General features: G+C 66.9%; 15 protein-coding genes. 8 read left to right on the top strand and 7 right to left on the bottom strand.

The window, feature by feature from the left end:
* Positions 1-5: 5 nt before the first annotated feature.
* From ACW17X_RS03470 to ACW17X_RS03455, 4 genes are read left to right on the top strand one after another with little or no spacing between them, the layout of a single operon-like run.
* Positions 6-1481 carry a leucyl aminopeptidase gene (locus ACW17X_RS03470; RefSeq protein WP_492099675.1) on the top strand — a complete coding sequence of 492 codons (1476 nt, stop codon included), beginning with the start codon at positions 6-8 and terminating at the stop codon, positions 1479-1481.
* Positions 1482-1501: 20 nt separating this feature from the next.
* On the top strand, positions 1502-1960 hold the full coding sequence (locus ACW17X_RS03465) for a DNA polymerase III subunit chi (RefSeq protein ID WP_492099674.1): 459 nt from the start codon (positions 1502-1504) through the stop codon (positions 1958-1960).
* Positions 1961-1968: 8 nt separating this feature from the next.
* Complete coding sequence (locus ACW17X_RS03460) at positions 1969-2274, top strand: hypothetical protein (protein ID WP_492099673.1); 306 nt, start codon at positions 1969-1971, stop codon at positions 2272-2274.
* 23 nt (positions 2275-2297) lie between these two features.
* Positions 2298-2600, top strand: a complete 303-nt coding sequence (locus ACW17X_RS03455; protein ID WP_492099672.1) for a hemolysin — start codon at positions 2298-2300, stop codon at positions 2598-2600.
* A 4-nt stretch (positions 2601-2604) separates the two neighbouring features.
* On the opposite strand, the gene ACW17X_RS03450 is transcribed toward ACW17X_RS03455, so the two are convergent.
* On the bottom strand, positions 2605-3531 hold the full coding sequence (locus tag ACW17X_RS03450) for a LysR family transcriptional regulator (RefSeq protein WP_492099671.1): 927 nt from the start codon (positions 3529-3531) through the stop codon (positions 2605-2607).
* Positions 3532-3648: 117 nt separating this feature from the next.
* On the opposite strand from ACW17X_RS03450, the gene ACW17X_RS03445 reads away from it, so the two are divergent.
* Positions 3649-4347 carry a pirin family protein gene (locus tag ACW17X_RS03445; RefSeq protein ID WP_492099670.1) on the top strand — a complete coding sequence of 233 codons (699 nt, stop codon included), beginning with the start codon at positions 3649-3651 and terminating at the stop codon, positions 4345-4347.
* 104 nt (positions 4348-4451) lie between these two features.
* Complete coding sequence (locus ACW17X_RS03440) at positions 4452-4850, top strand: DoxX family protein (RefSeq protein ID WP_492099669.1); 399 nt, start codon at positions 4452-4454, stop codon at positions 4848-4850.
* A gap of 97 nt (positions 4851-4947) precedes the next feature.
* Here the strand turns inward: ACW17X_RS03440 and pip are convergent, their stop codons facing one another.
* Both pip and ACW17X_RS03430 read right to left on the bottom strand, forming a co-directional pair.
* The gene (pip, locus tag ACW17X_RS03435; RefSeq protein WP_492099668.1) at positions 4948-5922 is read right to left on the bottom strand and encodes a prolyl aminopeptidase; all 975 of its coding nucleotides are present in this window, start codon (positions 5920-5922) and stop codon (positions 4948-4950) included.
* A 45-nt stretch (positions 5923-5967) separates the two neighbouring features.
* Positions 5968-6324: a DUF423 domain-containing protein gene (locus ACW17X_RS03430; RefSeq protein ID WP_492099667.1), complete on the bottom strand. Its 357-nt coding sequence runs from the start codon at positions 6322-6324 to the stop codon at positions 5968-5970.
* A 74-nt stretch (positions 6325-6398) separates the two neighbouring features.
* On the opposite strand from ACW17X_RS03430, the gene ACW17X_RS03425 reads away from it, so the two are divergent.
* The gene (locus tag ACW17X_RS03425) at positions 6399-7568 is read left to right on the top strand and encodes an MFS transporter (protein WP_492099666.1); all 1170 of its coding nucleotides are present in this window, start codon (positions 6399-6401) and stop codon (positions 7566-7568) included.
* On the opposite strand, the gene ACW17X_RS03420 is transcribed toward ACW17X_RS03425, so the two are convergent.
* The 3 genes from ACW17X_RS03420 to ACW17X_RS03410 form a co-directional block, all read right to left on the bottom strand.
* Positions 7565-8155: a C15 family peptidase gene (locus ACW17X_RS03420; protein ID WP_492099665.1), complete on the bottom strand. Its 591-nt coding sequence runs from the start codon at positions 8153-8155 to the stop codon at positions 7565-7567. The two genes, ACW17X_RS03425 and ACW17X_RS03420, sit on opposite strands and share 4 nt — an antisense overlap.
* A gap of 77 nt (positions 8156-8232) precedes the next feature.
* Positions 8233-10887 carry a coiled-coil domain-containing protein gene (locus ACW17X_RS03415; protein ID WP_492099664.1) on the bottom strand — a complete coding sequence of 885 codons (2655 nt, stop codon included), beginning with the start codon at positions 10885-10887 and terminating at the stop codon, positions 8233-8235.
* 114 nt (positions 10888-11001) lie between these two features.
* Positions 11002-11181: a hypothetical protein gene (locus ACW17X_RS03410; RefSeq protein ID WP_492086943.1), complete on the bottom strand. Its 180-nt coding sequence runs from the start codon at positions 11179-11181 to the stop codon at positions 11002-11004.
* Positions 11182-11342: 161 nt separating this feature from the next.
* Between ACW17X_RS03410 and ACW17X_RS03405 the strand changes: the two genes are divergently transcribed.
* A complete protein-coding gene (locus ACW17X_RS03405; RefSeq protein WP_492099663.1) occupies positions 11343-12821 on the top strand; it encodes a phospholipase D-like domain-containing protein in 1479 nt (492 codons plus the stop codon).
* Here the strand turns inward: ACW17X_RS03405 and ACW17X_RS03400 are convergent.
* Positions 12806-13543: an endonuclease/exonuclease/phosphatase family protein gene (locus tag ACW17X_RS03400; RefSeq protein ID WP_492099662.1), complete on the bottom strand. Its 738-nt coding sequence runs from the start codon at positions 13541-13543 to the stop codon at positions 12806-12808. The two genes, ACW17X_RS03405 and ACW17X_RS03400, sit on opposite strands and share 16 nt — an antisense overlap.
* Positions 13544-13569: the final 26 nt, after the last annotated feature.

Here is a 13569-nt window from a genome sequence, read left to right as displayed (position 1 = left end):
TGTGAATGAAGATCGAATTCGTCGCTGCCGTAGACGCTGCTGAAATTCTCGCCGTACCGGTCCATGAGGACCGGACCCTGGCGGGCTCTGGTACGGAGCTGGACGCCAAGTCCGGCGGCGCCCTTACCCGGGCGATGAGCAAGGGCCGTTTCGTCGGCAAGTCCGGCCAGACGCTGAGCGTCGCCGCCCCGTCAGGCGTCAGCGCCGACACCATCCTGCTGGTCGGCGCCGGACCGGCTGACAAGATCGACGACCTGGCGGTCGAAGCCTTTGGCGGCAACGCCTATGCGGCCGTGAAACTGTCGGGCGCCGAGGTCCTGACTATCGACGCCTCGAACCTGACGCCGGAACAGGCCGCTCGCGTCGGCTTCGCCGCTCGTCTGGCCGCCTACCGGTTCGACAAGTATCGGACCACCCAGAAGGCGGACAAGATCCCGTCGATCACTGCGATCCGGGTCGTGACCTCTGATCTTCGCGCCGCCGAGGCTGCTCTAGAGCCGCTGGCGGCTGTCGCCGACGGCGTGATCTTCGCCCGCGACCTGGTGTCCGAGCCCGCCAACGTCCTGTACCCGGCCGAGTTCGCCAAGCGGGTCAAGGCGCTGGAGAGCCTGGGCCTGGAAGTCGAGATCCTGGGCGAAGCCGAGATGGAGAAGCTGGGCATGCGCACCCTGCTGGGCGTCGGCCAAGGCAGCCGTCGCGAGAGCCAGTTGGCCATCATGAAATGGAATGGCGGCGAAGCGGGCGGCCAGCCGATCGCCTTCGTCGGCAAGGGCGTCTGTTTCGACACCGGCGGCATCTCGATCAAGCCGGCCGACGGCATGGAAGACATGAAGTGGGACATGGGCGGCGCGGCCGCCGTGACCGGAACCATGATCGCCCTGGCCGGCCGCAAGGCCAAGGTCAACGCCATCGGCGTGCTGGGCCTGGTCGAGAACATGCCGGACGGCAACGCCCAGCGTCCGGGCGACGTGGTCGTGTCGATGTCGGGCCAGACGGTCGAGGTAATCAACACCGACGCCGAGGGTCGCCTCGTTCTGGCTGACGCCCTCTGGTACACACAAGAGCGTTTCAAGCCGAAATTCATGATCGATCTGGCCACCCTGACCGGCGCCATGATCGTGGCCCTGGGCCTGGACTACGCCGGCGTCTTCTCGAACTCGGACGAGGTCGCTGATCCGATCCTGGCCGCGTCGAAGAAGGTGGGCGAGAATTTCTGGCGCATGCCGATACCGGCCATCTATGAGCAGCACATCGATTCGAAGATCGCCGATGTGAAGAACACCGGCAACGGTCGCGCCGGCGGCTCGATCACCGCCGCCCTGTTCCTCCAACGCTTCACCAACGGCGTGCCGTGGGCCCACCTGGACATCGCCCCGACCGCCTGGGCCAACAAGAGCCCCAGCCCCACCGTGCCGGAAGGCGGCGTCGGCTTCGCCGTGCGCACGCTGGATCGCATGGTGGCCGACGCTTACGAAGCCTGAGTTCCGGACGGTAGAGCCGGATGAGCGGCAAGCCCGAAATCTGGTTCTACCACCTGGAGCGTTCGACGCTGGACCAGGTGCTGCCGACCCTGCTCGAGAAGACCCTCGAGCGGGGCTGGCGCGCCTTGATCAAGTCGTCCCACGCCCATCGGCTGGACGACGTGGACGAGCGGCTATGGACCTTCCACGAAGAAAGCTTCCTGCCGCACGGTCGGGCGGATCAGCCCCATGCGGATCGTCAGCCTGTGCTGCTGAGCGAATCGGGGGAGAACCTGAACGGCGCTCAGGCGCTGTTCATCGTCGACGACGCAGAACTGGGCGTGACGGAAGGGATCGAACGATGCTTCATCATTTTCGACGGACGCGACGAGCCGGCGCTCCAGAATGCGCGAGCGCGCTGGAAGGCGCTGAAGGCGGAAGGCGCCAATCTGGCCTATTGGCGCCAGACGGACGAGGGACGCTGGGAAAAGGCGGCCTGATCGCCCTGGTGCTGCTGGCGGGGTGTTCCACGCCCGTCGCTGAGCAGCCGGCACCCCGAACCGTGGAGCGCGCGCAACTGACACCGCCGGTCGGCAGCCGCATGCCGACCGCCCAGACGACCGATGTCTGCAAGGCCGGAGAGTTGCAATATCTGGTCGGCAGGCAACGGACCGAGATCCCTGTGCCGGTGGACGTCGTCAACCGGCGCGTGACCTGCACGACCTGCCCAGTGACTGAGGATTTCTCGGCCTACCGGCTGAACATCTTCTACAATGCCGATACCGGCGTGATCGAACAGGTCCGCTGCGGCTGATTGAGACCCAAGGAGAGACGACCATGAAGACCGGCTTTATCCTGAGTTCCCTGATGGCCGCCGGGCTGGCGTTGTCGGCGTGTGCGCCCACGGAAACACCGGTGATAAGGACGCCGGGCGACGCCGCCGGCTTCAAGGCCTGCAAGGTCGAGGACTATCAGGCCTATGTCGGCCGCAACCGCTCGACGGTTCCGAGTGCGCCGGACGGTCAGACCTTCCGCGTCCTGTGCACGACATGCGCCGCCACGATGGACTATCGGGAGAACCGGGTGAACTTCGTCTATGACGAGGCGTCGGGCGTGATCCAGCAGGTCAAGTGCGGCTGAGGCGTCAGCGTCCAGCTGTGTCGCCAGGCCAAAGGGGCGCGCTGAACTTCCTGGCCAGATAGTCCATCAGGGCCGTGACCCGCGCGGGGCGAGGCCCGCTGCTGGGGGCGACCAGGTGCAGGGCGATGGGCGGCAGGCGCCAGTCGGTCATCACCGTCTCCAGCTTTCCTTCCGCGACGTCCTTCCAATAGATGAAATCCGGCTGGGGGAAGACGCCCAGGCCGGCGCAGAGAGACGCTGTCAGGGCGTCGGAGTTGTTGGCCCGGAGCGGCCCGCGCGGCCGCACCACCACTTCTTCGCCCGCATCATTGACGAAGCGCCAGGCGTCGGGCGTCGGCATATAGGCGTAGCTGAGGCAGGAATGCCGCTCCAGATCGTCGGGATGTGTCGGTCGTCCACGCTGGGTCAGATAGTCGGGCGAGGCCACGAGGAACCGCTCGACCGGGCGCAGGCGGCGGGCGGTCAGAGAGGAATCGGGCAGGGCGGCGATGCGCAGGGCGCAGTCGAAACCGCCGCCGACCAGATCGATCACCTCGTCCGACAGATGCAGATCGACCGAGACGTCGGGGTGGGTGGCCAGAAACTCGGGCAGGGCGGGGGCGACATAGGCCATGCCGAAGGACATGGGGGCGGCGAGCCGCACCAGGCCGCGCGGAGTGACCGACATATCCAGGGCCTCCGACACCGCCCCCTCGGCCTCGGCCAGCATAAGGCCCGCGCGCGCCGCCAGATTGCGCCCGGCGTCAGTCAGGGCGAAGCGGCGCGAGGTGCGGTGGAGCAGGGTGGTCTTCAGCTGCTGCTCCAGCCGGGTCACGGCCTTGGACACGGTCGCCTTGGACATCGCCAGCGCGTCGGCGGCCCCTGAAAAGGACTGGCTTTCCGCAACCTTGGCGAAGATGGCCATGGCCTCGAGGTCAGGCAGGCGGGACATGGCGGCCTCCGAGTTGGAAACGATGAGTTTCAGGTGTTTCTATTTCTGTTCGGTCGTCGATCTCTATCTTGACGTCAAGTCAATGACGCCGGGACGGCCCGGCTTGAGGATAGATCGATGATCGAGCGCAGACCTTTTGAATCGCTGGGCGGCGCCAACCATGGCTGGCTGAACGCCAAACATCACTTCTCCTTCGCCAACTATTATGATCCCAAGCGGATGAGCTGGGGCAATCTGCGGGTCTGGAACGACGACGAGATCGCCGCCGGATCCGGCTTCCCGCCCCACCCGCACGCCGACATGGAGATCATCACCTATGTCCGCGACGGGGCCATCACTCACGAGGACAGCCTGGGCAACAAGGGCCGCACCGTGGCCGGCGACGTCCAGGTGATGAGCGCCGGCACCGGAATCCGCCACGCCGAATACAACGCCGAGCCGGAGCTGACCCGAATCTTCCAGATCTGGATCGAGCCGACCAAGCGCGGCGAGGCGCCCAGCTGGGGTTCCAAGCCCTTCCCCAAGGGCGAGCGTTCGGGACAGTTCGTGGTCCTGGCCTCGGGCTTTGAAGGCGACACGGATGCTCTGCCGATCCGCACCGATGCACGGATCGTAGCGGCGACCCTGAACGCCGGCGACAGCGCCGACTATGCCCTGGGATCGAACCGGCGGGCCTATCTGGTGCCGGCCAAGGGCGAGATCGAGGTCAACGGCGTTCGTCTGAACGCTCGCGACGGCGCGGCCATCGCCCAGGAGGACGTCGTGAGGGTCAAGGCGATCTCGGACGCCGAGATTGTGCTGGTGGACGCCGCCTGATCGACAGGGTCGGAGTTTTCAGATCAACCTGTCCGGCCGAACGCGGTTCGGTCGGACAGCCCGCCTAATGCGGGTCAGTCCCCAATCGGGGAGGAAACCATCAGATGTTCAACCAACTTGAAGCCTCGTCACCGCATTTTCGCGCGGTGCTGCGTATCGTCGCCGGCGTGCTGTTCCTGGCTCACGGCGTGGTGAAACTGTTCGGATTCCCGGAAGGCGCCCAGCCGGGCCAGGTCGAGATCCTGTCGCTGTTCGGGATCGGCGCCATCCTGGAACTGGTCGGCGGATCTCTGCTGGTGCTCGGCGCCTTCACCCGGCCGGTCGCCTTCATCCTGGCCGGTGAAATGGCGGTGGCCTACTGGATGTTCCACGCGTCCTCCAGCCCCTATCCGGCGGTGAACGGGGGCGATGCGGCCATCCTGTTCTGTTTCATCTTCCTGTATCTGTTCGCGGCCGGCGCCGGCTCGTGGAGCGTGGACGCCCGGCTGCGTCCCAAAGTCTAGTCACGCGTCTGACGCTGTCGTCGAACGGCAGCAATAAAACGTTCGCCAGGGCCTCAAAGCTCTGGCGAACGTCTTGATATCCGGAAAGGAACCAGGATTACAGCCCCGCCGCCCAATCCGTCGCGCGAACGAGACTGTCGACGATTCCGGGTTCAGACGAGGCGTGGCCGGCGTCGCCGACGATGTCCAGCTTCGCTTCGGGCCAGGCGCGATGCAGGGCCCAGGCGCTGGCGATGGGCGTGACCACATCGAACCGGCCCTGGGCGATCCAGCACGGGATATGGCGCATCCGATCGACGTTTTTCAGCAGCCAGCCGTCCTCGGGGAAGAAGCCGGCGTTGGTGAAGAACCAGTTCTCGATCCGGGCGAAGGCGAGGGCGAACTCGGGTTCCGAAAATTTGTCAGGTCGGGCGTTCGGACCTTCGACGCTGACGGTTTCGCCTTCCCAACTGGACCAGGCGACCGCGCACCTCTCGCGCTCAGCGACATTGTCCCCGATCAGCCGCTTGTAATAGGCGCCCATCAGATCGCCGCGCTCGGCTTCCGGTATCGGGGCGACGAACCTTTCCCAGGCGTCGGGGAAGATCATTGAGGCGCCGTCCTGGTAGAACCAGTGCAGTTCCTTCTTGGTCAGCAGGAATATGCCGCGCAGGACCAAGGCGCGGACGCGTTCCGGGTGGGTGATGGCGTAGGCCATGGACAGGGTCGAACCCCATGAGCCGCCGAACACAACCCATTTATCGACGCCGCAGCGCTCGCGCAGGCGTTCGATATCCTCGATCAGGGTCCAGGTGGTGTTGTTCTCGAGCGAGGCGTTCGGGCGCGACTGGCCACAGCCGCGCTGGTCGAACATGATGATCCGGTACTTGGCCGGGTCGAAGAAGCGGCGCATGCCGGAATTGACGGCGCCGCCTGGGCCGCCGTGCAAAACCACGACCGGAAGACCCTGGGGGTTGCCGCTCTCCTCGTAGTAGATTTCGTGAACTTCGTCAGACGTCATCCAGCCGGACGCAAAAGGTTCGATCTCTGGATAGAGATCCCGGCGAGGTTCGAGAGGCGCGGAAAAGGCCATGCGTGGCGGTCTTTCTACTCGGCCCAAGCTTGGCCGTACTGAGCGTTATGAACGGAATGCCGCAAAGGCCAGGCAAAGCCAACCGGCGATCATCAGCAGGCCGCCGACCGGTGCGACGGCGCCCATGGCCGACAGGCCGAGGAGAGCGACCAGAGCCAGGGCCAGACAGAAGACCAGCCCGCCCGCGGCGCCGAGCCACCCGGCGAGCCGCGCTAAGCCGCCGCCTGATGTCCAAAGGGCGCAAGCCAGAGCGAAGACGGCGTGCGCCAACTGGTAATGAGCACCGGTCGACAGCAGGGTCTTGATCTGCGGCCCGGCCCCGTGAGCGGCGAAGGCCCCCAGCCCTATGGCCATGGCCCCGTTGAGGGCGGCGAAGATGATCAGGTTGCGACTCGCTGTCATAAACCCACCCTAGACTGCGATGAGCGTGGAGCAAACCGGTCTAGACGGGCGGAAGTTCTGCTATGGCGGCGCCTATGGGATTCGCCTCGAAATGGCGCGCGGCGTCGCACTACGCCTTGATGTACGGCGGGCTGGGCGTCAGCCTACCCTACGCCGGTCTGTGGATGAAGGCGCAAGGGCTCAGCGGGGCGGAGATCGGGACACTGCTGGCCGCGCCCATGCTGGGGCGGCTGGTCACAGGGCCGGCTATCGCCGTCTGGGCCGACGGGTTCAAGTATCGTAGGACGCCCATCGCCCTGCTGGCGGGTATCGCGGCCGTGGGGTACGGCGCGGCCGGCCTGGTGGACGGTTTCCTGGCGTGGATGGTTTGCTGGTTCATCGCCGCGACGGGGGCGGCGGCGATCTTGCCGTTGACCGATGTGCTGGTGCTGCGGCGGGCGCGGCGAGAAAGCTTCGCCTTTGCTGTGCCGCGCGGTTTCGGCTCGGCGGCCTTTGTCGCCGCCAATATCGCCATGGGATTCGTGCTGCGGAAGACGGGGAGCGAGGCGGTCATCGTCGGGGTGACCCTTATTTGCGTCGGCATTGCCGTGACGGCCTGGCGGGTGCTGCCGGATGAGCCCGTCCATGACGGGCCGCCGCTGGCCGGGTGGGACCGGTTTCGCGGCATGGGGCGGCTGTTGAAGGATCCTGTGCTGGTGACCGCGCTTGCGGCCATTGGCGCCGTGCAGGCGGCGCATGCCTTCTACTACGGATTCTCCGCCATCCTGTGGCGCGAACAGGGGATCGAGCCGCATCTGACCGGGATCTTGTGGGCCTTCGCCGTCGTCGCGGAGATCGCGTTGATGTGGGTTTTCGAGCCGTGGCGACGGCGGCGGGGCATTGGGGCCTGGCCCATTTTGATGATCGCGGCGGGGGCGGCGATGGTGCGTTGGCTGTTCATGGCCGCAGCCCCGCCTCTATGGGCGTTGTGGCCGTTACAGGCCCTGCACGCCGTCAGCTTCGCCGCCAACTATCTCGCCGGCGTCGAGCTTATTGAACGATTGGCGCCGCACGACAGTCAGACGGCGGCCCAAACTCTGAACTCCACCCTTTCGGCGGGGGTTTTGATCGGCGTCGCCACCCTGGCGAGCGGTCCGCTTTACGACGCCTGGGGCGCGGGGGGATACCTGGCGATGGCGGGACTGGCCGGCCTGGGATTGATCGCGGGATTGGCGTTGAAGCCGATGCTCGGCGCGCGGGGTTAGGCGCGGGGCAGCAGGGCCATCTGGCCGGCCATGACGGAGGCCGCAGCCTTGATCGCCCGCTTCACCGTGTTCTCGTCGGCCGTGGCCGGGGTGCGCAACAAACCGACGGCGGGCGTGTGCGGACCGTCAGCCAGTTCGACCAGCACGCGATAGAGCAGATAGGAGCCGACATCCGCCTCGGCCTCCGACGTCGCCTCGGCAGGGATGCCGGTTGCATTGATGGCGCGGACAATATCGGCGACAGGGGCGGTCGTGCGCGCCAGACCAGGCCCGGTTTGCGACAGGCGTTCTTCATGATCGAGAGCGCGGTTCTCTGCCCGCATCTGCATGCGAAAACCATTGCTCTTGGCGGCTCGTCCCACCAGCAGGACCGCGCGGCAATCGCCATTTCTCAGATGATCGCCCAATCGTGCGGCTAGACGCGCCGGATCATCAGAGGAGATGCTGACGGTGCGGGCGCCGGGCGGGCTCCAGGCCTCTCCCGATAGATCTTCGACCATGTCCCAGCCGGGATCCGCGTCATAGGCGCAGATCGCTATGCCGGGGCGTCGGTCAGGGCGGCTTGAGCCTTCAATTTCGGTTGTCATTCAGGCTTTACTCTCACCCAGCGTGACGCTTTCGTGACGCGGACTAGGTGGCGTGAACTTCACCCCGGCGTCAAGCCTCAACCAAGGTCGCCCACGGCCGCGTCGAGCAGCATGAAGGCGCGGCCGCTGTCGGAGGCGAGGCGGTTCTGAACCGCCTGGGCGTCTCCGCTGCGGGCGTAGGCGGCGAGGTCTTGAGAGAAGACGACCACATAGCGCTCCGCGTCGGCGCGCAACTCAGGATCGCTCAGCACGCGGCGAGAGACGCTGCGCACGGCGGCCGGCGCGACGCGGCGGACGATGCGACGGGCGCCGTCGGGATCACCGGCCCCAAGAAGCCGGGCAGCCTCCTCGACGCGCGAACGCGGCAGAAGCGCGTTGGGATCGACGCCCATCCGGCGGATCGCCGCGGCGACGCGATCGGACAAGGCGACCGAGTCAGCGGCGTCGACGGCCGGACGCTCCAACTCCAGCGGGGCCTCGTCCTGGCCATCCGAGACGAGATCGTTCCAGTCTAGACCGCCTTCAGGGCCGGGCGTCGGGCGCGGCGCCTCGGCCGGGGACAAACGAAGGCGATTGCGCAGGCCGAAACTCCGGTCGCCGGACCGCTCCTGCGACGAATCCTCCGGCGCGGGCCGGGGCGGGCGGGCCCGCTCGGTTTCAGCCAGGGGCTCGCGATGACGGCCTGCGGGCGCGTCGCCGGAGACCACGCCCATCAGCCGAACGGCTTCGGTCAGCATGTCGTAGTTGCGGCGGACCCGTTCCTGGAAGCCGATGTCCAGGGCTTCGGTGTCCTCGGCTGCCTTGCGCGAGGCGGCGGCGAGCGAGGACAGGCCTTGTTCGACGCTGGCGCGCACGGCCTCGACCCGGGCGCGGGCCTGTTCCGGCAGTCGGGCCGCCCGTTCGTCGACGTCGGCGACGGCGGTGTCGATCTCGGACAGGGCCGAGTTCAGGCGATCGACCAGGCTTTCCAGCCGCTGGACCATCCGCTCGCCGGCCTTGTCCACCAGACCGGAGGTTTCGCCGACGATGCGGCGGGCGTCCTCGATGCGGGCGTCGGCGGCTTGGTCGGCCTTCTGCGCCGCCTCGAACAGGGCCTCGCCCAGGCGATCGGCGCGGAGACGGGCCTGTTCGGAGGCGTCGGCGGCGGCCGCGCGGGAATCTTCGGCCGTGGCGCGCATCTGCTCCAGGGCGCGGCGGGTCTCTTCCATCAGGGTGTCGCGGGCGTCGGCGGCCAGGGCCTCGAACCGATCCAGCGAAACCTTGGTGGCGGCGTCGAAGCCGTCGGCCTCGCGCTGGGACATGTCGACCAGGGCCCGGAACTGGTCTCCAGCGGCTTCAAGGATTTCGCGCAAGCTTTCGATCGAGACCTGCGAGGTCTTGTTCATCTGATCGTGCGCAGTGCGCGTGGCGGACAGGTTTTCGACAAACTGGGCGCGCTGGCTCTCGACCTGGGCGGAGAAGTCTTCCTGATCGGTCCGCAGGGCGTAGGCGGCGGTGACCAGGGCGGCGCGCTGCTGGCTGAGGCCTTCCTCGACCGACTGGATCTGTTCGGCGACTCCGGTTCCGGCGTTCTCCAGCCGGATGGTCTGGCGGGCCAGGTCGTCGGCGGCGACACGGGCGGCGTCCTGGGCCTCCCCGGCGGCGGCGGCCAGATCGGCGGCGCGGGCGGCCAGGGCGGCTTCGGCCTCGCGCAACTGGGCCTGGGCCAGGTCCGAGGCGTCGGCCACCATGCGGGACTGGCGTTCGACCGCGTCGATGACGCTGGTCGCCTGGCTGTCGAGATGAAGGCCGAGAGTCTGCATCTGGTCGCGTTCGCGGGCCAGGTTCTCGGTCAGGCGACGCGCGGTGCGGCCGGCGTGTTCGGCGGCCTCGTTCAGACGATTGGTCTCTTCCATCAGGGCCTGACGCAGCAGGGCCATGTCGTTGCGGGCGCGCTCGGCCGCCAGGGCGGCGTGGTCGATGTCGGAACGCAGGGTGCTCAGCACCTGGCCCGTTTGCTGGGCCGCGAGGGCGGTCGGGGCGACCAGGGCCTCGGCCAGGTCACGGGCGCGGCGGGTCTCGGCCGCCAATCCGGCGCCCTGCCGCAGGGCATGGGCCAGCATGATGGAAAGGCCGACGGGCGCCAGGGCGATCAGGCCGTAGATGGCCAGCCGGAGCGGATCCAGTTCGGCGCCGCTGGATCCCAGTTCGAACGCGGCCCAGGAGGCGACGCCGCCCACCCATAGCGTCGAGGCCAGTGCGGCGATGAGATAGGCGGTCTGGCTGCGCGTCGCGATAGAGGCCCGCTCGGACACGCTGGACCTCAGCATCGGCGGCCAGGCCATATCGACGGGCGCGGGAGGCTGGCCGGCCGCCACGGCCATTTCGACGGCGGCGGTGGATTCCGGCGTCGGTTCGGCGACGACCTCGGACGCTGCGGGCGGTTGTTCCGAGGCTTCCGCTACGGGTTCCTCAGGCGCCGGATGGGGCGGCGGCGGCGGCGGCGGGGCGGCGGCGCGCAGCTGGGCCTGACGCGCCTCTTCGGCCATTCGACGGCGCCGGCGTTCCGAGATCGGGCGTTCAGGCGGCGGCGCGGGCAGGGGGTCCAGTTCCAAAGGCGGTTCGGACGGCGTTTCCGCCTCAACCAGCGTCTGTTCGACCTCTGCCTCAACCGCTGCGTCGTGAGCCCTGTCGACGGGCGCGACGGCGTCTTCGTCTGTCAGCTTCAGCGGCGGCCGGTTACGGGATTTCATCAGGCGTCGAGCTCGATTCATGCGCGCGGCGCGCGAAACGCGCCGATTCGACCCTAGCGGCTTGAAACCAAAGGTCCAAGACGTAGAGATCGTTGAGCCGTGGACTGTTCGTTCTCAGCAGTCGCGATCGGACTCGGCGGCGAAGGTCGCAGCCTTCTCGGCAGGGCAATCCGCCACGCGGTGAACTTCCCGATCGGCGGGCTGCGGAGAATGGATGTCGACGCCGAATTGCGACAGGACGGCGGCGGCTAGCAAGGCGATGAAGCCCGCAATTAATTCCACCAGCGCCTGCATGACGGCGTCTCCCACAGCCCCCATGGCCGACCGCCTTATGCGCCTTTTTGGCGAACGTCACAATCCCGCCGCGCAAAGATTGACCCGGCGTAGCGCGCGTGAAACGGAAGAGGCGAGGGCGTCCCCATCGCAGTGTCACGCGAATCGGGCAGGCAGGCTGAATGACCGAAGACAGCGACAGCTATGACGGCAGTCTGCTGACCCCGGGAGCGGGCGTCTGGCGCAGCGAAGTCGCGAACCGGTTTTCTATATTGATGGAGAACGAGGCCTATTTCGACGCCCTGTCGTCGGCGCTCAACAAGGCCGAACGGTCCATTGTGGTGCTGGGCTGGCAGTTCGACCCGCGCACCCATCTGGATCCCGAAACCCGACCCAGCGAGAAACAGTTTGAGATCGGTCATCAGCTGCGCATGCTTGTGAAGCGAAAGCCGGATTTGGATATCCGGCTGCTGATCTGGAAGTCCCCACTGCTGATCGCGGCGTCCCAGGGCTTTTATCCACACCGGGCGCAGCGCTGGTTCCGCAAGCGGATGGTCGAGTTCCGCATGGATTCGCCCGGGCCGATCGGGGCCTGTCACCACCAGAAAGTGATCGTCATCGACGACCGCGTGGCCTTCTGCGGCGGCGGCGACATCTCGACCGACCGCTGGGATTCCGAAGATCATTTTGACGGCGATCCGCGACGCGCCCTGCCGAACGGCCTGATTTGCAAGGCCCGCCACGAGGTGATGAGCGTGATGGACGGACCGGCGGCGCGGGCGCTGGGCGATCTGGCGCGGGAACGCTGGTTCAAGGCGACCTGGGAGCGCACGATTCCCGATGAGGTCGAGAGCGATCCCTGGCCGGGCGGGGTCGCCGTGCAGATGACGAACGTCCCTGTCGGCATAGCCCGCACCGAGCCCAAGTGGAGCGGGCGGCACGAGGTGCGCGAGAACGAGGCCCTGCACCTGCAGTCCATACGGCGCGCCAAAAAGCTGATCTATTTCGAGAACCAGTACTTCACCTCGCCGGTGATCGCCGCAGCTTTGGCCGAGCGGCTCGCAGAGGTGGACGGGCCGGAGGTGGTGGTGGTCTCGACCGGCAAGAGCCCGAGCTGGTTCGACAGCCTGACCATGGATACGGCCCGCGCCGAAGTGCTGTACCGACTGGAACAGGCGGACAAGCATAACCGCTTTTTCGCCTTCGCCCCCCTGACGGCCGAGGGCGACCGGATCATCGTCCATGCCAAGGTGTCGATCATCGATGACCGGCTGTTGCGGATCGGGTCATCCAATCTTAACAATCGGTCGATGGGGCTGGATACCGAGTGCGACATTGCCGCCGAGCCGACCGATGCGGCGGGGCGCGCGGTAATCGTCGCCCATAGGCATCGGACGATCGGACACTGGATCGGGGTGCCGGCCGAGGATTTCGCGGCGGTCGAGGCGGTCATGGGATCGACCGGCGCCGCCATCTGCAGTTTCGCCAGCGACCGGCTGAAACCGCTGGGATCGGAGCCACCGACGCGGATCCAGAGGCTGTTCGCTGAATGGCAGCTGGGCGATCCGACCTCTTCGAGCGACGCCTGGCGGCCATGGAAACGGTTGAACCGGTCGCAACGCACCCGACCGATGTCCGAAGGCGGTCAGGCGCCGGGCTGAACGATCTCGAAGTCGATGATCAGCGGCAGGTGATCAGAGGCCACGCGGGCCAGGGGCGAGAAGTCCGACTTGACCCCCGTGATGCGGATTTCCGGGCTGACGAAACAATGATCGATGCGGATGGCCGGGAAGCCCGACGGGAAGGTCTTCACGGACGGCTTGAGGTTCAGCAACCGTTGGCAGTCCGCCAGTTTGCGCACCAGGATCTGATAGGGGCGGGTGATCGAGGTGGCGTTGAAGTCGCCGGCCAACAGCGTGGGGCCGGTACAGCCGCCTAGCCATCCCGTTCCGGCCAGGGCCGACGCCTGAAGCCTCTGTTCGCGCGGGACCAGGCCCAGGTGGGTTGTCAGCACATTGATCGCGACACCGTCGATCTCGATCTCGGACCAGATGGCGCCGCGTGGCTCCAGCCCTGGAATGCCGCGAACAGTGGGCAGGGCGTCGGCGCGTATCAAACGCTCGGGATGTGGCGTCATGACCGCGTCGCCATAGAGTTCGGTCTCCACCCGCATCGCCGGGTGAAAGCGCGAGGTCATGAACAGGCCTTCGGCGATGGCTTCGGCCTGATCGACCTTGCCGGTGCGGGCGCGGCCGACATCCAGTTCCTGGAGGCAGACGATGTCCGGTTCGTGCTCGCTGATGACGGCGACGATGCGGTCGACATCCAGGCGCTTGTCCGTGCCGACGCAGCGATGGACGTTATAGGTTAGAAGGCGGGGCATGGTTTCCCGAGGACGTGCCGAGACTT

The organism is Brevundimonas sp. FV1ye4L (assembly GCF_058681255.1).
The sequence above is the reverse complement of the archived record's forward strand: the minus strand, read 5'-3'. Positions and strand labels throughout refer to the sequence as shown.